The sequence below is a fragment of the Brevibacillus centrosporus genome (assembly GCF_046622605.1).
Taxonomy (GTDB): domain Bacteria; phylum Bacillota; class Bacilli; order Brevibacillales; family Brevibacillaceae; genus Brevibacillus; species Brevibacillus centrosporus.
Genome location: NZ_CP176856.1, coordinates 5703956 through 5729597 on the forward strand (window position 1 = coordinate 5703956; position 25642 = coordinate 5729597).

20 protein-coding genes are annotated in these 25642 nt (G+C 51.3%); 19 read left to right on the forward strand and 1 reads right to left on the reverse strand.

Translation table 11 applies throughout. The features are described 5' to 3' along the window. Nucleotides 1–3 precede the first annotated feature (3 nt). Complete coding sequence (adh, locus tag ACLIN2_RS28495; RefSeq protein WP_411502820.1) at nucleotides 4–1524, reverse strand: aldehyde dehydrogenase; 1521 nt, start codon at nucleotides 1522–1524, stop codon at nucleotides 4–6. A 216-nt stretch (nucleotides 1525–1740) separates the two neighbouring features. On the opposite strand from adh, the gene ACLIN2_RS28500 reads away from it, so the two are divergent. The 19 genes from ACLIN2_RS28500 to ACLIN2_RS28590 all read left to right on the forward strand — a co-directional run bounded on the left by ACLIN2_RS28500 (nucleotide 1741) and on the right by ACLIN2_RS28590 (nucleotide 25624). After that, nucleotides 1741–3474: a sigma-54-dependent Fis family transcriptional regulator gene (locus ACLIN2_RS28500; protein ID WP_411502821.1), complete on the forward strand. Its 1734-nt coding sequence runs from the start codon at nucleotides 1741–1743 to the stop codon at nucleotides 3472–3474. Continuing rightward, entirely contained in the window at nucleotides 3471–5327 is a 1857-nt protein-coding gene (locus tag ACLIN2_RS28505) for a sigma-54 interaction domain-containing protein (RefSeq protein WP_411502822.1), read from the forward strand. Before ACLIN2_RS28500 ends, ACLIN2_RS28505 begins: the two co-directional genes overlap by 4 nt. A 193-nt stretch (nucleotides 5328–5520) precedes the next feature. Beyond that, nucleotides 5521–6597, forward strand: a complete 1077-nt coding sequence (locus tag ACLIN2_RS28510) for a tartrate dehydrogenase (protein ID WP_310230073.1) — start codon at nucleotides 5521–5523, stop codon at nucleotides 6595–6597. A 23-nt stretch (nucleotides 6598–6620) separates the two neighbouring features. Further along, nucleotides 6621–8045: an aldehyde dehydrogenase family protein gene (locus ACLIN2_RS28515; protein WP_310230071.1), complete on the forward strand. Its 1425-nt coding sequence runs from the start codon at nucleotides 6621–6623 to the stop codon at nucleotides 8043–8045. Beyond that, a complete protein-coding gene (locus tag ACLIN2_RS28520) occupies nucleotides 8042–8812 on the forward strand; it encodes an SDR family oxidoreductase (protein ID WP_092268426.1) in 771 nt (256 codons plus the stop codon). The genes ACLIN2_RS28515 and ACLIN2_RS28520 overlap by 4 nt, the downstream gene beginning before the upstream one ends. Before the next feature lie 80 nt (nucleotides 8813–8892). Further along, nucleotides 8893–9963: a TRAP transporter substrate-binding protein gene (locus tag ACLIN2_RS28525; protein WP_411502823.1), complete on the forward strand. Its 1071-nt coding sequence runs from the start codon at nucleotides 8893–8895 to the stop codon at nucleotides 9961–9963. Nucleotides 9964–10086: 123 nt separating this feature from the next. Then, entirely contained in the window at nucleotides 10087–10500 is a 414-nt protein-coding gene (locus ACLIN2_RS28530; RefSeq protein WP_373863272.1) for a TRAP transporter small permease, read from the forward strand. A 7-nt stretch (nucleotides 10501–10507) separates the two neighbouring features. Beyond that, on the forward strand, nucleotides 10508–11782 hold the full coding sequence (locus ACLIN2_RS28535) for a TRAP transporter large permease (RefSeq protein ID WP_400583466.1): 1275 nt from the start codon (nucleotides 10508–10510) through the stop codon (nucleotides 11780–11782). Nucleotides 11783–11799: 17 nt separating this feature from the next. After that, nucleotides 11800–13164 (forward strand): FAD-binding oxidoreductase, encoded by a 1365-nt coding sequence (locus ACLIN2_RS28540; RefSeq protein WP_411502824.1) that lies wholly within the window; start codon nucleotides 11800–11802, stop codon nucleotides 13162–13164. Between the two features lie 163 nt (nucleotides 13165–13327). Then, nucleotides 13328–14956: a formate--tetrahydrofolate ligase gene (locus tag ACLIN2_RS28545; RefSeq protein WP_411504612.1), complete on the forward strand. Its 1629-nt coding sequence runs from the start codon at nucleotides 13328–13330 to the stop codon at nucleotides 14954–14956. A gap of 169 nt (nucleotides 14957–15125) precedes the next feature. Then, complete coding sequence (locus tag ACLIN2_RS28550) at nucleotides 15126–15839, forward strand: cupin domain-containing protein (RefSeq protein ID WP_411502825.1); 714 nt, start codon at nucleotides 15126–15128, stop codon at nucleotides 15837–15839. 116 nt (nucleotides 15840–15955) lie between these two features. Beyond that, nucleotides 15956–16333: a PH domain-containing protein gene (locus tag ACLIN2_RS28555; protein ID WP_328210301.1), complete on the forward strand. Its 378-nt coding sequence runs from the start codon at nucleotides 15956–15958 to the stop codon at nucleotides 16331–16333. 208 nt (nucleotides 16334–16541) lie between these two features. After that, nucleotides 16542–18041: a DEAD/DEAH box helicase gene (locus tag ACLIN2_RS28560; protein WP_411502826.1), complete on the forward strand. Its 1500-nt coding sequence runs from the start codon at nucleotides 16542–16544 to the stop codon at nucleotides 18039–18041. Between the two features lie 353 nt (nucleotides 18042–18394). Continuing rightward, nucleotides 18395–19837 (forward strand): PTS mannitol transporter subunit IICB, encoded by a 1443-nt coding sequence (locus ACLIN2_RS28565; RefSeq protein WP_092268417.1) that lies wholly within the window; start codon nucleotides 18395–18397, stop codon nucleotides 19835–19837. Nucleotides 19838–19898: 61 nt separating this feature from the next. Then, nucleotides 19899–22010, forward strand: coding sequence for a BglG family transcription antiterminator (locus tag ACLIN2_RS28570; RefSeq protein ID WP_411502827.1), 2112 nt, complete (start codon nucleotides 19899–19901; stop codon nucleotides 22008–22010). Then, on the forward strand, nucleotides 22007–22441 hold the full coding sequence (locus ACLIN2_RS28575; RefSeq protein WP_092268415.1) for a PTS sugar transporter subunit IIA: 435 nt from the start codon (nucleotides 22007–22009) through the stop codon (nucleotides 22439–22441). Before ACLIN2_RS28570 ends, ACLIN2_RS28575 begins: the two co-directional genes overlap by 4 nt. A gap of 6 nt (nucleotides 22442–22447) precedes the next feature. Then, nucleotides 22448–23608 carry a mannitol-1-phosphate 5-dehydrogenase gene (locus ACLIN2_RS28580; protein WP_328210300.1) on the forward strand — a complete coding sequence of 387 codons (1161 nt, stop codon included), beginning with the start codon at nucleotides 22448–22450 and terminating at the stop codon, nucleotides 23606–23608. A gap of 16 nt (nucleotides 23609–23624) precedes the next feature. Continuing rightward, nucleotides 23625–25352, forward strand: a complete 1728-nt coding sequence (ptsP, locus tag ACLIN2_RS28585; protein WP_411502828.1) for a phosphoenolpyruvate--protein phosphotransferase — start codon at nucleotides 23625–23627, stop codon at nucleotides 25350–25352. A 14-nt stretch (nucleotides 25353–25366) separates the two neighbouring features. After that, on the forward strand, nucleotides 25367–25624 hold the full coding sequence (locus ACLIN2_RS28590; protein ID WP_092268412.1) for an HPr family phosphocarrier protein: 258 nt from the start codon (nucleotides 25367–25369) through the stop codon (nucleotides 25622–25624). The last annotated feature ends 18 nt before the right edge of the window (nucleotides 25625–25642 follow it).

Genomic DNA, 25642 nt, shown 5'->3' on the forward strand with positions numbered 1-25642 from the left:
GGATCAAAAGAAGCCCAGAGCCTGATCGCTGTAGCTGACGAGCAGGTTTTTGGTTTGTTGGTAATGGCCGAGCATCATTTTGTGAGTCTCGCGGCCGATGCCGGACATTTTGTAGCCGCCAAATGCAGCGTGAGCCGGGTAGGCGTGGTAGCAGTTGGTCCATACGCGACCTGCCTGAATTTCACGACCCATGCGGTAAGCTGTGTTTACATCGCGGGTCCAAACGCCAGAGCCCAAGCCGTACAGGGTGTCGTTGGCAATCGAGAGTGCTTCTTCGGTATCTTTGAAGGTTGTCACGGAAACGACTGGACCAAAGATCTCTTCCTGGAAGATGCGCATTTTGTTGTGGCCTTTAAAGACAGTCGGTTGAATGTAATAGCCGTCTGCCAGATCGCCTTCCAGCTGAGCGCGGCTGCCGCCAATCAGGCAATCTGCGGCTTCCTGTTTACCGATGTCCAGATAGGAGAGGATCTTCTCTACCTGCTCCAGAGAAGCCTGGGCACCGATCATGGTATCGGTATCGAGTGGGTTGCCTTGCTTGATGCTCGCTACGCGCTGCAAGGCACGCTCCATAAACGGCTCGTAAATGCTCTCGTGAATCAAAGCGCGAGATGGGCATGTGCACACTTCGCCTTGGTTGAGCGCAAACATCACAAAGCCTTCGATCGCTTTGTTAAAGAACGCATCGTCTTTCGCAAATACATCCGAGAAGAAGATGTTTGGCGATTTTCCGCCCAGCTCAAGTGTAACCGGAATAATATTTTGAGAAGCGTATTGCATGATCAAACGACCTGTAGTCGTTTCACCTGTAAACGCGATTTTCGCAATGCGGTTGCTGGAAGCCAATGGTTTACCGGCTTCGAGACCAAAGCCGTTCACGACGTTGACCACGCCAGGAGGCAGCAGGTCTCCGATCAGCTCCATCAGTACCATGATCGATGCAGGTGTTTGTTCAGCTGGCTTCAACACGACGCAGTTTCCTGCTGCCAGAGCTGGAGCGAGCTTCCACGTAGCCATCAGCAGCGGGAAGTTCCACGGAATGATCTGTCCGACGACGCCCAGTGGCTCATGGAAATGATAAGCGACTGTATCGTTGTCGATTTCGCCGAGGGTGCTTTCCTGAGCGCGAATAGCGCCGGCAAAGTAGCGAAAGTGGTCGATTGCAAGTGGGATGTCGGCAGCGAGTGTTTCACGCACAGGCTTTCCGTTTTCCCATGTCTCGGCTGTCGCCAAAAGCTCCAGGTTTGCTTCCATCCGATCCGCTATCTTCAACAGAATGTTCGAGCGTTGTGCAACAGAAGTGCGTCCCCATGCAGCTTTCGCCTCATGTGCGGCATCCAGTGCCAGTTCGATATCTTCAGCCGTGGAACGAGCTACCTCGCAAAACGCTTTGCCAGTGACCGGCGTTACGTTTTCAAAGTACTCCCCTTTCACTGGCGGTACCCAATTGCCTCCAATGTAGTTCTCGTAGCGTTTTTTGAACGTCACCTTTGAACCGGCTTGGCCGGGCTGAGCATAGATCATGCGAACGCCTCCTCATATCTCTTGTAAGTATTTACACGCTTTCTTAATAGCAATACCCGTACCAACTGCTTAGGCCTTGATTTGACAGCGTTTTCAGTGTTTTTTCGAGCAGCAAGTGGACCGGGTTGGAACAGGGAGTGTTCCATAACGGAACAGCTAACAGATTGCCAAGTCATGGTATAATGAGGGGGAATGATTTTGAGGGAGGGAAGAGTGTTGTCAACGATTGTCCAGCAGTCATGGAAGCGCTGTCAGGAATCGAACCTCGTAGCCACGCAGAAGGCGAATGATCAAATCATTTCCACCAATCGAATCAAAGAAATCATTCAGGAAAATCACCCTCTGATTCGAGAGAGCCTGCCCCTTTTTAACAAATTGTCTCCCTTCCTGCATTCGACGGAGCACATTGCGCTTCTGTCCGATCGCAACGGAAACATTATTCATACGGTAGGAGACCCTGTCTTTGCCGATCATGCGCAAAAGGTGCAGCTGCAGATCGGCGCGAACTGGCAGGAGAGCAACAAGGGGACCAATGCGATTGGCACAGCCCTGATTGCCCAGCAGCCGATACAGATTTTTGGAGAACAGCATTATTTTCGTGAGAACCACTTCCTGACGTGCTCATCGTCCCCGGTTTTTTCACCTTCGGGCGAGCTGTTGGGTGTAATCGATATCAGTACAAGAAAGGAATACACGCATACCTTTGCCTTAACGATTGTCTGCATGATTGCCGAAGCCTTGCAAAACCGCCTTTTGTTTGCGGAGGCGGAGCGAGTCATGTCGCTGCCGGATACTCCTGAGCACAACGATTGGGAGCCTTGGCTGCCGCTTATCGGGCTTGATCGCGATGAGCGCGTCGTGGGTATAAACCGGAGGGCAAAGCAGCTGCTCGGATCAGATATGCTCGGCAAACAACTGGACCCCGACCTGGAGCGAGGCGCACGGACCGTTCAAGACAAACGGCGCCGCATCTGGCCTGCGGCGGCTCCGACTCCCCTGCTTAAGCCATTTCCGCGTCTGGTTGGCTCCTGCCCGCTTTTTCTTCAAGCAAAGGCTCTCGCACAAAAGGCTGCCCAGGTCGACTTCCCTGTGATGATTTTAGGGGAGAGCGGGACGGGAAAAGAACTGTTTGCCCAGATGATCCATCAAACAGGACCACGTGCGCAGGAACCTTTCGTAGCGGTGAACTGCAGTGCGATATCGGAAAATTTGATCGAGAGTGAATTGTTTGGTTATGAAGGCGGCTCTTTTACCGGAGCTCAACGGGAGGGGCGGATCGGCAAGTTTGAAGCCGCCAGAAAAGGAACGATCTTTCTGGATGAGATCGGGGACATGTCGCTGCGGGCACAGGCTGCCTTGCTCCGCGTTCTGCAGGAAAAGGTAGTGACTCCGGTTGGAAGCAACCAGGCTCGGCCCGTTCATGCGAGAGTGGTTGCAGCGACGCACAGGCATCTGCCGGATGAGGTCAAGGCTGGCCGCTTTCGTGCGGACTTGTATTACCGACTCAAAGGGGTAGTCGTTTCTTTGCCGCCACTGCGAAAACGCAGCGATATCCTGCAGCTGGCTGCGCATCAGATCAGTCAAATCGCTCCAGACCGTCAGATCACGCTAACAAAGCAGGCACAGGCCATGCTCAAGTCCTATTCCTGGCCTGGGAATGTGCGCGAGCTGCAAGGTGTACTGATTCAAGCGGCATTCCTGACAGAGGACGACGAAATCGACTGCGAGCATATCCAACTAGAGGGAGTCGAGGAAGAAAGTTTTCCTGCTGCCCAAGGGACTGCACTGTCACTGCGAGAGATGGAGTGCGAGGCGATCAAAACGGCGTTGAAAAAGTGCGGAGGAAATGTCAGCCAGGCAGCGAAACTGCTCCAGATCGGGAGAAATACCCTGTATCGAAAAATGGCGGACTACCGTATCTTGGCGCAGATGAATCAGGAGGAACTATGATTGCCTTGTACAGGCTGGACAAAGAGCTGGAGAGAAAAATAGCTGCCTTGCTAGAAAGTAGTCATCATCCGATTGGGTACTTTTATTCGATCAAGTCGATCATTGACCAAATGTTGAATCCTTTCGTCGTCATCACAACCGAGCCGTATCGAGAAGAGCTGGAATCCTACTCGTTGCCGGTCGTTTGCCTCTCGATCGATTTGAATGACATAAGAAAAGTATGGGAGCGGCTGTGCGAAAAGGAAGAGCGAAAGCCAGCCGTTGTCGTTTGCGGCTCCCGGAAAGAGAAGTATTGGCTGGAGAAAGAGTACGACCTTGAGCAGAAGCTATCAGGGGAGGCAAAGCTTTTATTTCAGCTGCAAGAGGAATGGCAGGAGGACCAGGAGCAGACGCATTACCTTAGCCCCAAGTGGAGCAAAAATATGCTGCCACAGAAGCCGCCAACCGGGGAATGGCATCTGGTAGAGCCATCGATTGCCACATTGCGCCGTGCCGTGCAGCAGGCGGAATCGTTGATCACCTACACCCGAGATCGACTGCGAGAAAAGCATCTGATGGAGGCTGTCGTCAATTCTGCACATGATGCCGTCATCGCTGTTGATCGGCACAGTCATATCACGCTGGTGAACGAGCATGCCAAGCTGCTGCTAGGGCTAAATGGCGACGTCCTGGGTAAGCCAATCACGGATTACATTCCCCACTCTGATATGCTACGTGTCTTAAAGACGGGTCGACAGGAGCTGGGCGATGTAGCAACGGTTCTCGATCGATCCATTGTCATCAACCGGATTCCCGTCATCGTAAAGGACCAGATCGTCGGAGCGGTCTCCAATTTCAAGGAAATCATCGACATACAGAAGATGGAGATGTCGCTGCGCAAAAAGCTGCATGAGAATGGACTGGAAGCCCGCTATCGACTGGAGAGCATCATCGGCTCCTCACCGGAGATTCTCTATACAAAAGAACAGGCAGCGATGTTTGCCCGGACAAATGCTACCGTGCTGATCACAGGGGAATCAGGAACGGGCAAGGAGCTGTTCGCTCAAGGAATTCATCTGGAAAGCACACGGGCAATGGGACCGTTTTTAGCGGTTAACTGTGCGGCTCTGCCGGAGAGCCTGCTGGAGAGCGAGCTGTTTGGTTATGAGGAAGGTGCATTTACAGGAGCGAAAAAGGGAGGAAAGCCTGGTCTCTTTGAGCTGGCCCACGGCGGGACGCTTTTTTTGGATGAAATCGGAGAGATGCCGCTGCGCATCCAAGTGCTGCTGCTCAGAGTGTTGCAGGAGCGTCGGGTGAGACGCGTAGGTGGGGAAAGGATTATTCCTGTCGATGTGCGTATTGTAGCTGCGACGAACCGCGACCTGGCAGAAGAGATTGAAAGGGAGCATTTCCGCGCAGACCTGTACTACCGCATCAACATGCTCAAGCTCGATGTCCCGCCTTTGCGCGACCGCTTGACGGATATACCGGAGCTGGTAAAAAGCATGGTGCAAGAGGTCAATGAACATCATGAGCAAAAAATTGAGCGAATTGATGACGAGGTCTATCGAATTCTCCAAGGCCACACATGGCCGGGGAATGTGCGTGAGCTGCGCAACGTGGTAGAGAGAAGCGTGCTCATGGCCAGGGACGGACGAATCACCGCGGAGAGTGTCGAGTTTTTGTACGCGAGAAAAGTGGCAAGACCTGCTAGCGGCCCAGGAACATCACGAAGCGGTCATATCGACCCGGAGGCGGCCAAGATCATCGCCGTCTTGCAGCAGTCGAAACACAATAAAACGCTGGCGGCTAAAGTATTGGGGATGGACCGAACGACACTATGGCGAAAGATGAAACAGTACAATATCCAATGAGCAAAGTGTTGCAACGTTATGTTGCAGCATTTTGTTGCTTTAAGGTGAACCCTCTATTCTTCGACAAATTTCTATCCCTGTCATGAAAGCGTTTTACGAAAAGAGATCCCTGTAAAAGCAGTTGGCATTAAACATGCAATAGCTATTGTTTGTATCGTCAAAAAATTTAGATCTTTTTCGAGGGGGGAGTCGATTGCTTCATTATTCAATCGCGGTGATACCGGGAGACGGGATCGGTCCCGAAGTGATGGACGAAGGATTAAAGGTTTTGAAGGCAATTGAAGAAAGCCATGGTGGCGTTCGCTTTGCCAATGATGTGATGGATTGGAACTGCAACTATTACCTCAAGCATGGCAAAATGATGCCTGATAATGGACTGGATACATTAAAAGACTATGATCTGATTTTGCTTGGTGCAGTTGGAGCACCTGGGGTTCCTGACCATATTTCCGTATGGGAACTGATCCTGCCAATCCGACGCGCCTTTCAGCAATATGTCAATCTGCGTCCAGTAAAGCTGCTGAAAGGTCTGGAGAGCCCGCTTCGCTACAAAAACCATGCCGACCTTGATTTCGTAGTCGTACGGGAAAATACCGAAGGCGAGTACTCCAACATGGGAGGGCGGATGCATCAGGGCACACCTTATGAGCTGGCTGTGCAAAACAATGTGTTTACCCGCTACGGCACAGAGCGAATTTTGAAATATGCCTATTCGCTGGCAGAAAAGCGTCCGAAGAAGAGACTGACTGCCGCGACCAAGTCCAATGGTATCAACCACTCCATGCCGTTCTGGGATGAGATCGTAAAAGAAGTGAACCAGGAGCACCCTGGCATTACTACGAATCTCTACCATATCGACGCGCTGGCCGCTTACTTTATCACGCGTCCGGAAGAGTTCGATGTCGTCGTGGCGAGTAATTTGTTTGGAGACATCCTAACAGACCTCGGAGCTGCCATCGTCGGTGGTCTGGGACTGGCCCCATCTGCCAACATCAATCCGGAGCGTAAATTCCCGTCCATGTTTGAACCTATTCATGGCTCTGCACCTGATATTGCAGGAAAAGGGATAGCCAATCCGATCGCGCAAATCTGGAGCCTCAGCATGATGATGGATCATCTCGATCTGCCAGAGATCAGCTCGGTCATCATGAACGCGATCGAACAAGTTCTCGTAGATGGAAAAGTGCTGACTCCCGATCTGGGCGGCAAAGCTACCACCAGAGAGCTGGGCGACGAAATCGTTCGTCAAATCTACCAGGCAACCAAATAGAAATAGAGGGAGGCAACGGGAGAATGGAAACGAAATCATATGATCTCTACATTGGTGGCGAATGGGTAAAAACAGACAGCTACATTCCTGTCTACCACAAATATACAGGCGAGTGCATCGCGCAGATCGCGAAAGCAGAACAGCATCACGTGTCGGACGCTGTCGAGAAGGCCTCGAAAACCTTCAAGCAGGACAGCCTGACTCCTTTCCAGCGATACAAAATTTTGCTGAAGGCCTCTGAGCTGATGGAGGCTCGCCGCGACGAGATGGAGCTTTCCCTGATCCGGGAGGTCGGCAAAACGCGCAAGGACGCCATGAACGAGCTGGATCGCACCATCAATACCTTGCGCTTGTCTGCGGAGGAAGCGAAAAAGATTCACGGCGAAATGATTCCTTTGCAGGCGACAGAAGGCTCAGAAAACCGTCTGGGCTTTACGATCCGCGTACCAAAGGGCGTAATCGGTGCGATTACCCCGTTCAACTACCCGCTCTTGCTTAGCACGCATAAGATCGCTCCTGCTATCGCTGCAGGAAACACTTTGGTCGTCAAACCGGCTACCGTGACGCCGATTGCCACATTCCTGCTGCTCGAGGTATTGGAAGAGGCTGGATTGCCTAAAGGCTACATCAACATCGTGACCGGAGCGGGCAGTCAGGTAGGAGAGTGGCTGCTCGACGAAGAGCGGATCGCGATGTACACCTTTACCGGATCAGGCGAGGTTGGCCGCCATATTAAAGAGCGCAGCGGTATGCGTCCAGTAGCGCTGGAGCTGGGGAACAACTCTCCAAACATCGTTCATCTGGATGCCGATCTGGAGCTTGCAGCCCGTCAAACAGCGGTGAGAAGCTTCCACAATGCAGGGCAGGCTTGCATCGCCGTTCAGCGCATTTACGTGCACGAGTCTGTCTTCCAGGAGTTTTCCGAGCTGTACATCGCTGAGGTAAAGCAGCTGAAAGTCGGGAATCCGGAAGACCCGGACACGGATGTAGGTCCAATGATCAGTGAAAAAGAGGCAATTCGCACAGAGGAATGGGTAAACGAAGCAATCAGCGAGGGAGCGACATCACTCTTGCCAGTGAAGCGGGAAGGCGCCTTGTTCTATCCAGCGGTTCTGGTGGACACCAAGCCAGAAATGAAAGTCGTCTGCCGAGAAGTGTTTGCTCCTGTTGTAACGATCATTCCGTACAATGACCTCGACGATGCATTTGCACAAGCCAACGACTCTGAATACGGCCTGCAGGCAGGCATTTTTACCCGCGACTTGAACATTGCGATGAAAGCTGCCCGCGTCCTGGAGTATGGCGGAGTCGTGATCAATGACGTTTCTACTTATCGCAACGACGTCATGCCGTATGGCGGTGTGAAAAACAGCGGTTTGGGCAAGGAAGGTCCTCGCTATGCAGTCGAGGAAATGACAGAAGAGAGGATGGTGGTTATCAATCTATGAACGGACAACTATTGGCAGGAAAAACCGCAGTGGTAACTGGTGCCGCATCGGGCATGGGAAAAGCGATTGCTACGCTGTTTGCCGAACAGGGAGCGAGCGTAGTACTTGCTGACTTGAACAAAGAAGCAGCAGAGAAGGTCGCGCAGGAGCTGCCAGAAGGAAAGGCTCTGCCTGTTCAAACAGATGTATCCGATGATCAGAGCGTGGCAGCGATGATTCAGGAGGCCGTTTCAACATTTGGCTCTGTGGATGTACTGGTCAACTGCGCGGGTGTACCGCAAGCGTTTACCCCGATCGAGGAGCTGAGTCTGGAGCAGTGGGATCGGACCTTGAACGTGAACACGAAATCGATCTTCCTGACTACCAGACATGCAGTTCCCCATATGAAAGCGGGCAATAAAGGAAGCATCATCAACATCGCCTCGATTGCTGGCATCCGCGCGCGTCCAGGGCTGAATGCGTACTGCGCGTCCAAAGGGGCGGCGATCATGCTGAGCAAAGCGCTGGCTATCGAGCTGGCTCCGTACAAGATTCGAGTAAATGTCATTAACCCAGGTCCGGCAGAGACGCCGATGCTCGGCAAATTCATCAATGGGGACGAGGCGGAAGTCGAAGCGGGCAAAAAGGATATTTTTATCAGCAGTGTGCCGCTCGGAACTTTGATCCAACCGGAGGATATTGCGCAAGCCGCTCTGTATCTGGCTTCTGATCTGTCCAAGATCGTGACAGGTGAAGTGATGAATGTAGACGGCGGAAGAGGCATCTAGCCAAATCGATAAAATTTTCATATTATTAAATGAATTCAATGTAATAAAAATAGAGTAGAGAATCAGGGGGAATTAGAGAGATGTTGCGAAAAAAATGGGGTTTTCTATTATCGGGCATGCTGTCTGTTTCGATGCTGCTGACAGCATGCGGAGGGGGCGGAGGCGGTCAAGCTGCTCAGCCTTCCGGACAAAACAACGGCGGTCAAGCAGCAACGACGGAAGCGCCGAAAAGTGATGGCCAAACGTTTGTCTTTAAAGCAGGTCACTCTTTGACAGAAGATCACCCGTATAACCTGGCTCTGAAAAAGATGGCGGAAGATGTGGAGAAGCGCTCCAACGGAAAAGTGAAAATCGAAGTGTATCCGCTGAGCCAGCTAGGTGCGGAACGCGAATTGACGGAAGCGCTTACGCTTGGGACAGCAGATATGTCCATTACGTCTACGGCACCTGTAACCAACTTCTATTCGAAGCTGGGCGTGCTCGATCTGCCGTTCCTGTTTGAAAGCCGGGACCAAGCTTACAAGGTTCTGGACGGAAAAGTGGGACAGGACATTCTGAAAGACTTGAGCAGTGCAAACCTGGTTGGTCTGGCATGGGCTGAAAACGGTTTCCGCCACATCACAAATGGAACAAAAGACATCAAGACTCCTGCCGATATCCAAGGCATGAAGATTCGCACGCAGGAAAATCCGATTCACCTGGCAGCCTTTGAAGCTTTGGGAGCGAAACCGACGCCAATGGCATGGACGGAAGCACTGACTGCTCTGCAGCAAGGGGTTGTAGATGCTCAGGAAAACCCAGCCATCGTCGCACAAACGTACAAGCTGTACGATTCCAAGCAAACGCATATGTCTTTGACTGGTCATGTGTACTCCGCTGCATTAATCCTTTTTAGTAAGCCAGTGTGGGATAAGCTCCCTGCAGATGTGCAGCAGCTGATTTCCGAAGAGGCAACAAAAGCGGGTCAATACGAGCGCGAGCTGATGATCAAGATGGAAGAGGAAGCGATCAAGGATATCAAATCGAAAGGCGTGACCATCACGGAGGATGTAGACAAGCAAGCGTTCCGTGATGCGATGAAGCCAGTCTATGACAAGTTTTCCGGTCAGTTCGGCAAAGAACTGGTTGATGAGATTATGAATACGAAGTAAAGGCAGAAGGGAGACGGGCAGCATAGGCTGCTCTTCTCCTCCGTTTTCCCTGCGAAAGGAGAAACCGTTGTGGGCACTGTTATTACCAAACTCAATCAATTGACTCGCTTCGTCGTCATTCTCATGCTGTCCGTTCTGATCGTGGCTGTTTTTCTCCAGGTACTCTTTCGGTTCTTCCTTGATCAGCCGCTCGCGTGGACAGAGGAGCTGGCGCGCTATTTGCTGATCTGGATTACTTTCCTCGGCTCAGCCTATGCAATGGCCCTCAAAGCCCATATCGGTACCGAGTATATTCAGAAGTTTTTGTCGCCGTTGATGAATAAGATCGTTTTGAGTATCGCGGCGCTGCTCAGCATTTTCTTTTTTGTGGTCATGGTTCAACAGGGATATGCTCTGGCCGCGCGAAGCATGACACAGACATCTCCCACTCTGCTCGTTCCCATGGGCTACGTCTACATGGTGATTCCGATCAGCGGTGTACTGCTCATCATGAACGTACTCCATGTCACTTGGAAAGACATCACGGGGAAGGAGTGAATCGATTGTGGGGACTGTTCTCTTTTTAACACTATTGGTTCTCCTGATCATTAATGTGCCGATTGCCGTCGCGTTAGGGCTTTCGGTAGTTGTGGCCTTTATGGTTGAGGGAAATATCCCTTTGCTGGTCGTCATTCAAAAAATGTTCAACGGGACCGACTCTTTCCCGTTGATGGCCGTTCCGTTCTTCCTGCTGGCAGGTAAGCTGATGGAGACAGGCGGGATTTCTGCGCGCCTGATCAAGTTTGCGAACACGCTCGTTGGTACTTTGCCGGGAGGATTAGCGATTGTAGCGGTTATGGGTTGTACCTTTTTTGCAGCGATATCCGGTTCCTCGGCTGCGACCACGGCAGCAGTAGGGGGCATTCTCATCCCGCACATGGTCAAAAAAGGATATGACGTCCGTTTCTCGGCTGCTCTGCACGCAGCGGGCGGTACGATCGGTGTTATGATTCCACCTAGCGTTCCGATGGTATTGTACGGAGTTGCAGCAAGCACTTCTATTAACGATTTGTTTATTGCCGGTATTGGACCGGGGATTCTCGTAGCGTTTTCTTTGATCGCGTATGCATTTTGGGTTAGTAAGAAAAACGGCTGGGGCGGTGGGGAAAAGCATTCGCTCTCCGATGTTTGGAAGGCTTTTAAAGAGGCAATTTTGGCTATTCTGATGCCGGTTATTATTTTGGGCGGTATTTACGGTGGGATTTTTACCTCCACAGAAGCGGCAGTAGTAGCCGTTGTATACGGTCTGGTGGTAGGCTTGTTCGTCTACCGGGAAATCAAATGGAAAGACTTGGGTGAAATTTTTTCAAGCTCCGCTACTATGACAGCGGTCATCATGCTGATTATCGCGACAGCCAATGCATTTGGATTTATCATGACCAGGGAAAATATTCCTCAGGAAATTGCCCAATTCATGCTGGGGATTACTGATAGCGCCTTTATTACGCTGTTGATCATCAACGTTTTGCTACTCATTTTGGGTACGTTTATGGAAACAGCGGTGACCATCATCCTGATGACGCCTATTCTGTTGCCGATTACGAATGCTTTGGGGATTGATCCAGTTCTGTTCGGGGTCATCATGGTCGTCAACTCCGCGATTGGGATGCTGACGCCACCGGTGGGACTGAACCTTTTGGTAGCCGGAAATATCGCGAAGCTGTCCAACTCGGCGATTGAGCGGGCAGCCATACCGTTCCTGGTTCTCTTGTGTGTCGATTTGATGCTCATCACCTATGTACCGGAAATCAGCTTGTGGCTAGTCAACTTGAGTAAGTAAAGGGAGGAGGCATTACCGTGGATTACGTCCAACAATTAAAAGAGTGGCTGGGCAGCGAGCGAGTCACGACGAACCCGACGGTACTTGAGCACCACAGTCATGATGAATCGTACCATACACCGCACCTGCCGGATGTCGTGGTGTTTCCGCAAAGCGCCCAAGAGGTAAGTGAGATCATGAAGCTGGCAAACGAGCAGCATATAGCAGTCACACCATTTGGGCTGGGGAGCAGTCTGGAGGGCCATGCTATCCCGTATCAGGGTGGGATCAGCTTGGACTTCTCGATGATGAATCAAATTTTGGAGGTACGGCCGCAGGATTTCCTGGTTCGCGTACAGCCGGGAGTGACGAGGACTCAGCTTAACAAGGAATTGAAAAAGCACGGGCTGTTCTTCTCTGTCGATCCTGGAGCTGATGCAACTGTAGGGGGGATGGCTGCCACCAATGCGAGTGGTACGACATCGGTACGCTATGGCGTCATGCGCGATCAAGTGCGCGATCTGGAAGTCGTGCTGGCAGATGGGCGAATCATCCACACAGGCAGCATGACCGCAAAGTCCTCATCGGGCTACCATTTGACCGGGCTGTTTGTCGGCTCGGAGGGAACGCTCGGTGCCTTCACGGAATTGACCTTGCGCGTGTACGGGATTCCGGAGGCGACGATGGCGTCACGTGCTTGCTTCCCGACCGTCCAGAATGCAGTAGATACCGTGGTTGATATTCTTTCTGCGGGTGTGCCGGTGGCGAGGATTGAGCTGGTTGATGAACGCTCGATCCGTCAGGTCAATGCATACAAAGAGACAAGCTATCCAGAATACCCTACGCTGTTCATCGAATTTCACGGGAGTGAGCAAGGGCTTGCACACGATATCGATTTCGCTCAAAGCATTGCTGGTGAGCATGGCTGCACGGAGTTTCTGTTTGAGACAGATTCCAAGGCACGTGCCCAGCTGTGGGATGTGCGGCACAACATGGCGTATGCGTTTATTCACAAGTCTCCTGGCAAGAAAATGATGGTGACAGACGTTTGCCTGCCCTTTTCCGAGCTGGCGGGAGCGGTCGTCGATGCCAGAGAGGCGATAGACCGTTCGGATTTGGACGGTGCGATCTTAGGCCATGTAGGGGACGGCAACTACCATGTCATCCTGATGATCGATTTGAACAACCCAGACGAAATTGCCCGAGCAGAAGCCTTGAACGCACATCTCGTAGAATACGCCCTGAGTCGAGGGGGAACGTGCACGGGTGAGCATGGTGTCGGTGTCGGAAAAGCGAAGTACCAGCGCATTGAGCATGGCGAAGCACTCGATGTCATGCAGTCGCTGAAGCAAGCGCTTGACCCAAGGGGAATCCTCAATCCTGGGAAAATCTTCGGAGCGTAATTTCGTTGATCTACTAAGCCTGTATTCTGTGTAACCTACAGAGTGCGGGTTTTTTCCTTTTTCCACGACAAAAGCAGCTCGGGGGACAGGAGAAGCGACTAGAATGTGGAATGTAGAAGTTGGTCATGAAACAACGAATTTACCGATTGCAGGGAGGCACGGAATGAAGCCGATTGTCGAGATTGCCAAAGCAGCAGGTATCGAAGAGCAGGATCTGGAACTGTACGGAAAGTTTAAGGCCAAATTATCGGATGAACTATGGGAAAAGGTAAAGGATCGTCCAGACGGTAAACTGATTCTCGTGACAGCAATGAATCCCAACCCGGCGGGAGCAGGAAAAACGCTCACGACGATCGGGTTGTCCCAATCGCTAAACGCTTTGGGGAAGAAAACCATCGCTGCACTGCGGGAGCCTTCTCTCGGTCCATGTATGGGAATCAAGGGGGGAGCCACCGGAGGCGGTCAGGCGCAGATTCTCCCAGCAGACGAAATTAACCTTCACTTTACGGGGGATATCCACGCGATCACTTCCGCCCACAATCTGTTGGCTGCCATGATCGATAATCATATATTCCAAGGAAATCCGCGTCGCCTGAATCCAAAGAAAATCGTATGGAAACGGGCGATGGACATGAACGACCGCGCATTGCGAAATATCGTGGTCGGTGTAGGCGATGGAAACGGTATGGTACGGGAAGATGGATTCATGATTACCACAGCCTCCGAAATCATGGCCATTTTGTGCTTGAGCGAAAATCTGGCAGATTTGCGGGAGCGTCTGAACCAGATCATCATTGGCTACGACTTTGATGATGAGCCGGTGCGTGCCGAAGAAATTCATGCCGTAGAAGCAATGTGCGTGCTTTTGAAGGAAGCTATCAAACCAAATCTCGTGCAAACTATCGAAGGAACACCCGTTTTGGTTCATGGTGGGCCTTTTGCCAATATTGCGCATGGCTGCAGCAGTGTCATCGCAACGAAAACGGCACTCAAGCTGGCGGATTACGTGGTGACAGAGGCGGGCTTCGGTGCAGACCTGGGAGCAGAGAAGTTTTTTGATATCAAGTGCAAAAAGGCCGGACTGACCCCTGCAGCAGCTGTCGTCGTGATCACCGTGAGGGCCTTGAAATACAACGGCGGAGTGAAAGTATCTGACCTGTCTGTAGCTAATTTGGAAGCGCTGGAGCGTGGGTTTGCCAACGTTCGCCGTCATATCGAGAACCTGAAAAAATTCGGAGTGCCTACCGTGGTGGCTATCAATCATTTCACGACAGACACGCAAGAAGAAATAGATGCAGTGGTGGCCTTCTGCCAACAGCTGGGCGTGGAAGCGGCACTCTCAGATGTTTGGGCTGAGGGCAGCAAAGGTGGAATCGAGCTGGCTGAAAAAGTGGCTCGTGCAGCTGAACAGCCATCGACCTTCCGTTTTCTTTATGAGGAAAACCAAACGACCAGGAAAAAGATGGAAACGGTCGTAAAAGAAATCTATCGAGGCTCGGACGTCGTTTTTTCGCCGTCTGCACTCAAGACCTTGCAAAAAATCGAGGAAATGGGTCTCACGCATTTCCCTGTCTGCATGGCAAAGACACCGTACTCTTTTACGGATCGGGCGGATGTACTGGGTGCTCCTACGGATTTCACCATCTCCGTCAGTGAAATCCGCATCTCGGCAGGGGCTGGTTTCATTGTGGCACTCACGGGAAGTCTGGTTACGATGCCTGGTTTGCCGAAGAAGCCTGCAGCGGAATCGCTCTATGTCGACGTGGATGGCAACATAGTAGGACTGAGCTAAGTCAAATGAAGATGGTAGAGAAGCTGAGGGCGCATCATGGCCTTCAGCTTTTTTGATTGGGGAGGGAAACGGGTGAGAGCCAACTGGGCAAATGGGCGAACGTCCTGTCAGCCGATATCATACGGATATGGAGTAGGGAAATTTGCAGTGAAGTGGGGCTGAAGCAAGAATGACGCTTTATCTTGATTATAAATCGCCTTCTATCCAATACTTCGATGATGTCAATCGCAACAGGCTCTTTACGAAGGATGGGCAAAACTACATTAATGTGCTATCTACACAAACGCTCAATTCATTGGACAATGTCTCCCTTCTAGATATCTTTCTGAGTCAGGGAAACGTGGTAGAGCCGCACTACCATCAAAATGCCGCGGAGCTCGTGTATTGTGTGTCAGGCGCGGCGAATGTCTCGTTCATCAATCCGTTTACGAATGAAGTATCTACTTACCACATCATGCCTGGTCAAGTGACGAACATCCCGCAAGGATGGTGGCACTGGGAGATGGCGACAGCAGACAATACGCACCTGATCGCCATCTTTAATGCTCCGATCCCTGAGGTAATCTTGGGCTCGGATATATTGCGTTTAACGCCAAGCGACGTCATGGCTCATACGTACTGTCTGAACGAAGGGCAATGGAGGGAGACAGTGTCGCCGATCCAGACATCGACTTTCATTGGACCACCCGTGAATTGCCACCAGGGGCACATACAAGGTCAGATGCAGCCACAGCCGCAAGTATACGGCTACCAGCTACCTTATCAGCAACCTTATCAGCAACCGCAGCCACAGATGATGCAGCCACAGATGATGCAGCCTCCCTACGGACAAACGCAGGGAATGTATCCATCTGCCCAGGGATACCCCCAGCAATATTGGTAAGTTTTTGTGCAGCCGCCTGAAATCTAGGCGGCTAGTCTCTTTTCTTTTTCATGCAAAGGGTGGTAATTTAATCCATATACATATGGCGAATGTGACAGGGACGGAGGGCGAGAAGAATGGGTTTGTTTGATGGGTTGATGGGAAATGCGTCGGAAGTCAGCGTTGCAGAGGCGCAGAACGAGTTTGGGCATCTGCTTGGGAGAAATGAACGAATCGAAAAGGCCTACAAACTGATCAGGGATCTTTTTCTGTTTACGGACAAACGATTGATCCTGATCGACAAACAGGGACTTACAGGGAAAAAGGTGGAGTATCATTCCATTCCCTACAAAAGCATTACGCATTTCAGTGTGGAGACAGCGGGCAGCTTTGACCTGGATGCCGAACTTACGATATACATCTCGGGTAGCCAAATGCCGATTCAACGCCAGTTTAACAAAAACCTAAACATATTTGAGGTGCAAAGTGTCCTGGCTGATTATGTGCTGAAGTGATGGGTTTGGTTGAATTTGGCTAGTCTTGAAAAGGCAGTCTGCTATTTGCAATTTCATAAGATCCGTGTTACGATTACAGCTATGTTCTTTGTGGGGTGCTTTTGTACAATCGGGGATAAGAGGGCATGTTCCGGATCGTAAGGAATAGTGCCCTTTTTTAGTGAGATATTTATAGAAGAAGGTTTTTGAAAAAGGAGACTGAAAAGCATTGAGTACTTTTTTTGATTTTGGTTTACATCACTCTATCGTTAGAGCGTTGAGCAATATGGGATTTGAAGAAGCTACAGCCATTCAGGATCAAACCGTTCCGGTTGCTCTGCAAGGACGGGATTTGATCGGGCAAGCCCAGACTGGTACCGGGAAAACAGCCGCGTTTGGTATTCCGTTGGTCGAAAGATTGGATGAAGAAAACGGCAATATCCAAGGTGTGGTACTGACACCAACTCGTGAACTGGCTGTGCAAGTAGCTGAGGAAATCAACAAGATCGCTCAATTCAAGAAGATCACAGCTTTGCCGATCTACGGTGGTCAAGACATCACTCGTCAGATCAAGGCATTGAAAAAACGTCCACAAATCATCGTAGCTACACCAGGCCGTTTCATGGATCACATGAGAAGAAGAACAATTCGCCTGGATGCAATCGAAATTGTTGTATTGGACGAAGCAGATGAAATGCTGAACATGGGCTTCATCGATGACATCAAGGAAATTCTGAAGGAAGTGCCAGAAAACCGTCAAACGCTGTTGTTCTCGGCGACAATGCCACGTGCGATTCAAGAAATCGCGCAGCAATTCATGACGGATCCTACCCTCATTTCCGTAAAGCCGAAAGAAGTAACTGTTCCAAACATTGAGCAGCAATATATGGAAGTAGCGGAGAAGCAAAAATTTGACGTGCTCTGCCGTCTGCTCGATATCCATTCCCCTGAGCTGGCGATTATCTTTGGTCGCACCAAGCGCAGAGTGGATGAGCTCTCCGAGGCTTTGACCAAGCGTGGCTACGGAGCAGAAGGAATTCACGGCGACTTGAACCAAGCGAAGCGCGACAGCGTGCTGCGCAAATTTAAAGAAGGCACCATCGAAGTACTGGTAGCAACAGACGTTGCTGCTCGTGGTTTGGATATCAGCGGGGTTACCCACGTATTCAACTTCGATATTCCGCAAGACTCCGAAAGCTATGTTCACCGTATCGGCAGAACGGGTCGCGCAGGGAAAACAGGCCTTGCGATCACCTTCGTTTCTCCTCGTGAAATCGACCATCTGCGTCTGATCGAGCGTGCAACAAACCGTCGCATGGAGCGTCGTTCTGTTCCATCGATGTCTGAGGCAATGGAAGGTCAACAACGCATGGCTGTGGAGAAAATGCTGGAGGCAGCAGGCAGAGAAAATCTGCAAGCCTACAAAACATTGGCTGAACAGCTGCTGGAGGACGTTGATTCCGTAACACTCGTGTCCGCAGCCCTGAAGCTCTTGACTAAGGAACCGGATCTGACGCCAGTTCGCCTCACAGAAGAAGCACCGCTTCGTGTCAGCAAGAAGAAGTTCCCTCCAAAAGGAAAAGGTACTTCCGGTGGTTATGGTGCGAAGAGACCGCAACGCCCACGTACGGGAGAATCCCGCCCACGCAGCGGCGAGTTCCGCCCTCGTTCCGGTGAATCCCGTCCACGTACAGGAGATTCTCGCCCACGCAGTGACAGACAGCGTTAATTGAAAAGATGATGACAGGCAGGGCCTCCGCTAAAGCGGGGGTCTTTTTTACTGAATCAGAAAGTATAAACGACGTGAGCCATCCCTTTTCCTCCTTCTCCACCACAGCTTCACCGACCACTTAACCTAAGGACGCGGGCGCACTTCAACTTCCCGCGTTTTTTTTTATTCATTTCTTCACTTGAATGGGACAGCCTTTGATTTTTTCAATTAACTTTTGTCAACATTAATCGAGACAACATAGCCTTTTGATTTTGTTGTGGCGCAGATGTAAACGCTTTATATTTGAAGCAAGCAAACATACTTTTTAATTCTGTCATGAACAAATAGATTCAGGTAAAGGAGGGTCCTGTATGGGGAAAGTAGCCACAAACAATCAGGGTTCAGGTGGATTGCGAGTCTCGGTACAAAAATTTGGCCGCTTTTTGAGCGCGATGGTCATGCCGAACATTGGAGCATTTATCGCGTGGGGTCTGATTACTGCGCTCTTTATTCCGACGGGCTGGTTACCAAATGAAAGTCTGGCAAAATTGGTCGATCCGACGATCAAGTATCTCCTGCCGCTGCTGATCGGGTATACAGGCGGTAAAATGATTCACGATGTCCGAGGCGGTGTCGTCGGGGCAATTGCAACAATGGGTGTCATCGTCGGTACAGACATCCCGATGTTTATGGGAGCCATGATTATGGGTCCGATCGGCGGTTGGGTCATGAAAAAAGTGGACCAGTCGCTGGAAGGAAAGATTAAGTCCGGATTTGAAATGCTGGTCAACAACTTCTCTGCAGGGATTCTTGGGGCGCTGCTGACGCTGCTCGCTTTCCTCGCGATCGGTCCTGTCGTAGAAGGTCTGAGCAAAGCGCTCGCTGCTGGCGTGCAAGTAATCGTGAATGCAGGACTGTTGCCGCTTGCAAGCATTTTCATTGAACCTGCGAAAATATTGTTCTTAAATAACGCCATTAACCACGGTATTCTAAGTCCAATCGGGCTGGATGAAGCGTCAAAAGTCGGTAAATCCATCTTCTTCTTGTTGGAGACCAACCCTGGTCCAGGACTGGGTATCCTGCTCGCGTACTGGCTGGTGGGTCGGGGCAATGCGAAGCAATCTGCTCCTGGCGCTGTGATTATCCACTTCTTTGGTGGGATTCATGAGATTTACTTCCCGTACATTTTGATGAACCCACGCTTGATTTTGGCGGTAATTGGCGGCGGTATGGCTGGCGTGTTCACCTTTACTCTGCTGGGTGCAGGATTGGTAGCGCCACCATCTCCAGGTAGTATCTTCGCTCTCTCTGCAATGGCCCCACGCGGAGGATTGCTCCCTGTATGGGCAGGTGTGATTGTGGCGACCGTCGTCTCTTTTGTGATTGCCTCGGCATTGCTGAAAATGAGCAGCAAAAATGAGGACGAGGAATTGGCGAAAGCGACAGAGAAGATGCAAGAGCTGAAAGGCAAAAAACAGCAAGCAGTAGAAACCGAAGAAGTAGCTGCAACTGCAACTACAGCTCAAATCGCAGCATCTGATGTGAAAAAAGTAGTCTTCTCATGCGATGCCGGTATGGGGTCGAGCGCGATGGGAGCTGCGGCCCTGCGGAAGAAATTTAAAGCTGCCGGGCTGGAGGAAATCACGGTAATCAATACCGCGATCAACGACATTCCTGCGGATGCAGACATTGTTATTACCCATAAATCGCTGACGGAGCGCGCGGTTGCAAAGGCACCTGAAGCGGAACATATTTCGATTGATAACTTTTTGAACAGCCCGGAATACGACAATTTGGTCAAACGTCTGAGCTAAAGGGAACCAACGCTAGTGCGAGCTAGCGTTTTCCCTCTTTTCTGCGAAGGGAAGTGGAACCTTGCGGGTATCTTCACGTCAACGAGCCATCATCGAGATTTTGCTGCAAGAACAGAAGGATAGCCTGACTGTAGGGGCTGTCGCCGAGCAGATAGGAGTCAGTGCACGCACCATTCATCGGGAATTGGATGTGCTTGCAGCCTTTTTTGAACAGCATGGATTGAAACTGGTACGAAAGGCGGGCGCAGGAGTCGAGGTAGTGGGGACGCAGGAAGAGAAGCAGTCGCTGCGCATCAATATCCTGCACCAGACAACGACGGAGTACACGCCGCAGGAGAGAAAGGTCTTGATTTTGTGTGCGCTTCTGGAGGCGACGGAGCCAGTGAAGCTGATTTCGCTGGCGTTGGACTTGAAGGTGACGACGGCAACCATCAGTCACGATCTGGACGATCTAGAGCTGATGCTGTCTCAGTACGAGCTTAGCCTGTTGCGGAAAAGGGGCTATGGCGTTGAACTGAACGGTTCCGAATCCTCCAAGCGTCGTGCCATCAGCCGGCTGCTATCGGATCATTTGGACGACCATCAAGTCATCGAGATCATTCGGGATAACATTCAGAACAAGAACCTGCGGGATGTCGATTCGATCTCAGAGCGTCTTTTGGGCCTGATTGACCGGGAAAAGCTGATCAAAGTGGAAAATGCACTGAGTCATTTGGAAGAGGAGCTGCCGTACTCGCTTGCAGATAGTGCGTACATCGGTCTGGTTACCCATCTGGCTTTGGCTGTGGAGAGGGTCGAAAAAGGTGAAAACATTCATTTCGACGAGCTAACGCTAAACGAGCTGATGGGAACCTCCGAATACGAGGCTGCACAAACCATCATGGAGAGGCTGAAGCAGACGTTCGATATGGAGATTCCTGCCGCCGAGGTCGGCTACATCACGATGCATCTGCGCGGAGCCAAGCTGAGGAATTCTCAGGATGAGTCGCTGTGGCCGGAAAATGCGGAACTGTTCGTGGCCACCCAGCAGCTGATTCAGCTTTGCGAGGAGCGGTTGGGAATCCCTCTTCGGGGGGATACTTCTTTGTTCCATGGGCTTTTGACACATCTGGAGCCGGCTCATTATCGGTTAAAACGAAAGATGGAAATCAGAAACCCTATCCTGGAGCAGATCAAGCAGAATTATCCCGAATTGTTCGCGGTTGCCAAGGAGGCGGCGGAGAGAATATTCCCCGACCTGCACGTGCCGGAAGAGGAAGTCGGCTATCTGGTGATGCATTTGGGTGCCGCATTGGAGAGGACAAAGCAGGAGCAGCAGCGATATCGGGCGCTTGTCGTATGCTCCAGCGGCATCGGGTCGTCCAAGATTTTGGCAACGCGGATTCGCCGGGAAATTCCGGAGATCGTCAGCCTGCAGAATCTGTCCTTGTTTGAGCTTGGTCGTGTTCCCGAGAGTGAATATGACCTGATCATTTCCACCATCCCGTTGCCAGCAAGTCCGATGGAATATGTGGTAGTCAGTCCGCTGCTGCCGCAAGAAGACATTCAAAAGATCAAGTATTACTTGCTGAATGCGGGGCAATCGCGCAAAGCAAACTGGGAAGGGACAGAGCGGCCGCTTGTAGCAGATCAGGCCAGTCAGCAATTGAAGATGTTGAGTCAATATACCCGGTATGCCACCGAATTGGTGGATGGGATGCTGGTGCGGACCTGGAATAACCGCGCGAAAACGATGGAACAGATGCTGAGCGCGATCGTGGGCGAACTGGAGAAAAGCGGCAGCGTTCACGAGGTGCATACGGTTGTGGCCCACTTGCTGGCCCGAGAAAAGCTTGGCGGTCTGGGGATACCCGGTACCTCCATGGCTTTGTTTCACGCCAAAAGCGATGCCGTCGCAAAGGTGTCGTTCACCGTTCATCTGCTTGAGGAGCCTGTCTCCTTGAGGTCGATGGACGAGGAAAACATGTCCGCTCGCATCCTGCTCATGCTGCTAAGTCCCAATGGCACGCCGCGAGAAGGGCTGGAAGTGCTGAGTGAGATCAGCTCGATGCTGATTGAGGAAGAAGCGCAGAGGTTGATGGAATCAGGAGAAGGACAGCGCATCACGGAAGAGATAGCAGGCAGGCTGTACAGCTACTGCCTGAAAAAGACAGGATTGGAGAGAGTAAAATGAGCAACGTACTGACAGCAGAAAAAATCATGATGAACGCAAAGGTAGCGAGCAAAGAAGAAGGCATCCGTCTGGCAGGAGAATTGTTGGTAAAGGGAGGACATGTCAGCGCGGCTTACATCGATAAAATGCAGGAAAGAGAAGCGCTTGCGACGACTTATATCGGTAGTGGAGTAGCCATTCCTCATGGCACGAATGAAGCGAAGCAAGAGATCCTGTCTACGGGCATTTCCATTGTGCAGGTTCCAGATGGCGTCGATTTTGGGGAAGGCAATACAGCTTATTTGCTGATCGGGATTGCAGCCATCGGCGACGAGCATCTGGAGGTTCTCTCCAATATTGCGGTGATTTGCTCGGAGGAGGAAAATGTCACTCGAGCGGTTCAAGCAAAAACGCCGGAAGAAATCATTGCCCTGTTTGCAGAAGGGGAGTGAAGATAGATGATCGCAGTTCATTTTGGAGCAGGGAATATCGGGCGTGGGTTCATTGGCCAGCTGTTGAATCAGGCTGGCTATGAGGTAGTGTTTGTCGACGTCAATCAAGAGCTGGTTGACGAGCTGAACCTTCGTCAGTCGTATGAGGTGCAGCTTGCAACGGAGGGAGCGCCACTCTCACAAGTAACAGGCGTGCGTGCTATTTTGGGCAAAGATATCGAGACCGTCGCCCAAACGATTGCTCAGGCAGATTTGGTTACGACTGCTGTGGGTCCATCTATTTTGCCGCATATCGCAGGTGCGATCGCAGAAGGCATCTCCAAAAGGCTTGCGGGAGAGGCGCGTGCATTAAATGTGATCGCCTGCGAAAACATGATCGGCGGCAGCCAGCAGCTGAAAGGCTACGTCTATGGCCTTATGAGTCCAGAAGATCAAAGCAGGGCAGATGAATGGGTCGCCTTTCCAAATGCAGCTGTAGACCGGATTGTTCCCTTGCAAAAGCATGCGGACAAACTGCTTGTGACGGTTGAGCCATTTTTCGAATGGGTAGTAGATCAGTCGCAGATCAAGGGTGAGGTGCCTGCTATTGAAGGAGTCACCTATGTATTCGATTTGGCTCCGTATATCGAACGCAAGCTGTTTACTGTAAATACCGGGCATGCCGTTATCGCGTATTTAGGCTATCTGTACGGATATGGAACGATTGACGAAGCCCTGCAGGATCAAGAGATTCAGCAGGCAATCCGGGGAGCGCTCCAGGAGACCGGGGAGCTGCTTCAGAAAAAATATCACTTCGAGAAGGAAACACACGAAGCGTATGTAGAAAAGATTCTGGGAAGGTATTCCAATCGGATGCTTGCTGACCATGTCACACGGGTAGCCCGATCACCAATTCGCAAGCTGTCGCCCAATGATCGCCTGGTAGGGCCAGCGACGCAATGTGTAGAGCGCGGCATTTCCGCAGAGTATCTGGGATTGGCGATTGCGGCAGCTTTGTTGTTTGACTACCCAGAGGACCCAGAAGCGATGCAGATTCAATCGGATCGTAAGCAGAACGGCTTTGCGCACGCGATGCAAAGCTATACAGGCATTTCCGAGGAAAGTCTACTAGGGGCCATCGTAATGAAGCATGCACGCTCGCTCCAAGACCGAATCATCTCAAACTAGGAAAGGAGGAGTAGGGATGTCTCATAAAATCGTAGGTGTCAAAGCTTCCGCAGGGATTGCGATAGGAAAGGTGTTTTTGCTTGCCAATCCAAAGCTCGCGATTACAACGCTGTCCATCGAAGATCCACAGGCAGAAGTCCAACGTTTTCAGGATGCGCTGGCAAAGGCCAAAGCGGACTTGGAAGGGATTGCCTCGCATGTGGAAAAAGAGATGGGGGCAGACAAGGCAGACATTTTCAAGGCGCATCTCCTCGTGTTGGAGGACCCGGAGCTGGTGGATACGATTCAGGGGAAAATCGAATCGGATCGCGTCAATGCAGAGAGCGCCTTGGATGAAGTTTCCCAAGGATTCATCCAGTTGTTTGAGCAAATGGACAACGAATACATGCGAGAGCGGGCTGCTGATATTCGGGATGTGACCAAACGCGTCCTCTCCTACCTGTTGGGTGTCGAGTTCGCGACTCCTGCACATTTGACAGAAGAGGTCATCGTGGTGGCAGAGGATTTAACGCCCTCGGATACAGCCCAGCTAGACCGACGTTATGTGAAGGGATTTGTGACCGACATCGGTGGACGTACGTCTCATTCGGCGATTATGGCGCGTTCTCTGGAAATTCCCGCAGTCGTTGGTACGAGAGAAATCACCCGACTCACAGCTGCTTCTTCCACAGCCATTGTAGATGGTCACGAGGGTATTGTCATTCTCGATCCAACGGACGAGGAGATTGCCTTTTATCAGCGCAAGCAGAAGGAATACGACCAGGAAAAAGCGGAACTGCTCAAGCTGGTCCACCAAAAAACAGTGACGACCGACCAACAGCATGTGGAGCTTGCCGCGAACATCGGCAGCCCGCAGGATCTGGCAGGTGTTCTCGCGAATGGGGCAGAAGGAGTGGGGCTTTTCCGCACCGAGTTCCTCTATATGGGACGAGAGAATTTCCCTACAGAAGAGGAGCAGTATCTCGCGTACCAGCAGGTGCTTGCGCAAATGGAAGGCAAACCTGTAGTCATCCGTACGCTTGATATCGGTGGAGATAAGCAGCTTTCCTATCTCGATATGCCTGAGGAATTGAATCCGTTCCTAGGGTTTCGAGCGATTCGGCTCTGCCTGGACAATCAGGAGCTGTTCAGGACTCAGCTGCGTGCCTTGCTGCGTGCAAGCGTATCGGGCAATTTGAAAATCATGTTTCCGATGATTGCGACCCTCGAGGAGTTCCGCGAGGCGAAGAGCATCCTGGAGGAAGAAAAGCGCGGGCTGCTGGAGAAGGGCATCGCTGTCTCCGAACAGATCGAAGTGGGAATCATGATTGAAATACCTGCAGCAGCCATGATGGCGGATCAGTTCGCGAACGAAGTGGATTTCTTTAGTATTGGAACCAATGATCTGATTCAGTATACGATGGCAGCAGACCGTATGAATGAACGGGTTGCTTATCTGTACCAGCCGTATCATCCAGCGGTTCTGCGATTGATTCACCTAGTGATCAAGGCTGCTCATGAAAAAGGAAAATGGGTAGGCATGTGCGGGGAAATGGCCGGGGATCCAATCGCGATTCCGATCTTGCTGGGAATGGGATTAGACGAATTCAGCATGAGTGCCGTCAGTATTTTGCCTGCACGTGGGCAGCTTGGCCGCATGAGTAAGGAAGAAGCGGCAAAACATACTACTACCATTCTTTCGATGAGCTCGTCCCAGCAGGTGGAGGAGTTTGTCCGACGTACTTTTCATCAATTGGACAACTAAGGAGGTGCAACCAGATGGAACAGAAGAATGTTGTCGTGCAGCTATCCCAAGGCTTGCATGCTAGACCCGCAGCTACTTTTGTGAAAGTCGCGACATCCTTTTCAAGCGAGATTAAGCTCGTGAAAAAGGAAAAGAACGTCAATGGCAAAAGCATCATGGGGATCATGGCGGCGGCTATTGGAAAAGGCGAAGAAATTACTTTGATCGCAGATGGCGTGGACGAGAAGGAAGCGATCGTTGCATTGGAAAAGCTGCTGGTGGAAGGCGAATAGACGCGACAGATCCACAGC

Excerpts from the sequence above, each read along its gene's own strand:
- adh (WP_411502820.1), bottom strand. The coding sequence starts at position 1,524 with ATGATCTATGCTCAGCCCGGCCAAGCCGGTTCAAAGGTGACGTTCAAA.
- ACLIN2_RS28505 (WP_411502822.1), top strand. The coding sequence starts at position 3,471 with ATGATTGCCTTGTACAGGCTGGACAAAGAGCTGGAGAGAAAAATAGCT.
- ACLIN2_RS28515 (WP_310230071.1), top strand. The coding sequence starts at position 6,621 with ATGGAAACGAAATCATATGATCTCTACATTGGTGGCGAATGGGTAAAA.
- ACLIN2_RS28520 (WP_092268426.1), top strand. The coding sequence starts at position 8,042 with ATGAACGGACAACTATTGGCAGGAAAAACCGCAGTGGTAACTGGTGCC.
- ACLIN2_RS28525 (WP_411502823.1), top strand. The coding sequence starts at position 8,893 with ATGTTGCGAAAAAAATGGGGTTTTCTATTATCGGGCATGCTGTCTGTT.
- ACLIN2_RS28530 (WP_373863272.1), top strand. The coding sequence starts at position 10,087 with ATGCTGTCCGTTCTGATCGTGGCTGTTTTTCTCCAGGTACTCTTTCGG.
- ACLIN2_RS28545 (WP_411504612.1), top strand. The coding sequence starts at position 13,328 with ATGAAGCCGATTGTCGAGATTGCCAAAGCAGCAGGTATCGAAGAGCAG.
- ACLIN2_RS28550 (WP_411502825.1), top strand. The coding sequence starts at position 15,126 with ATGACGCTTTATCTTGATTATAAATCGCCTTCTATCCAATACTTCGAT.
- ACLIN2_RS28555 (WP_328210301.1), top strand. The coding sequence starts at position 15,956 with ATGGGTTTGTTTGATGGGTTGATGGGAAATGCGTCGGAAGTCAGCGTT.
- ACLIN2_RS28565 (WP_092268417.1), top strand. The coding sequence starts at position 18,395 with ATGGGGAAAGTAGCCACAAACAATCAGGGTTCAGGTGGATTGCGAGTC.
- ACLIN2_RS28575 (WP_092268415.1), top strand. The coding sequence starts at position 22,007 with ATGAGCAACGTACTGACAGCAGAAAAAATCATGATGAACGCAAAGGTA.
- ACLIN2_RS28580 (WP_328210300.1), top strand. The coding sequence starts at position 22,448 with ATGATCGCAGTTCATTTTGGAGCAGGGAATATCGGGCGTGGGTTCATT.
- ptsP (WP_411502828.1), top strand. The coding sequence starts at position 23,625 with ATGTCTCATAAAATCGTAGGTGTCAAAGCTTCCGCAGGGATTGCGATA.
- ACLIN2_RS28590 (WP_092268412.1), top strand. The coding sequence starts at position 25,367 with ATGGAACAGAAGAATGTTGTCGTGCAGCTATCCCAAGGCTTGCATGCT.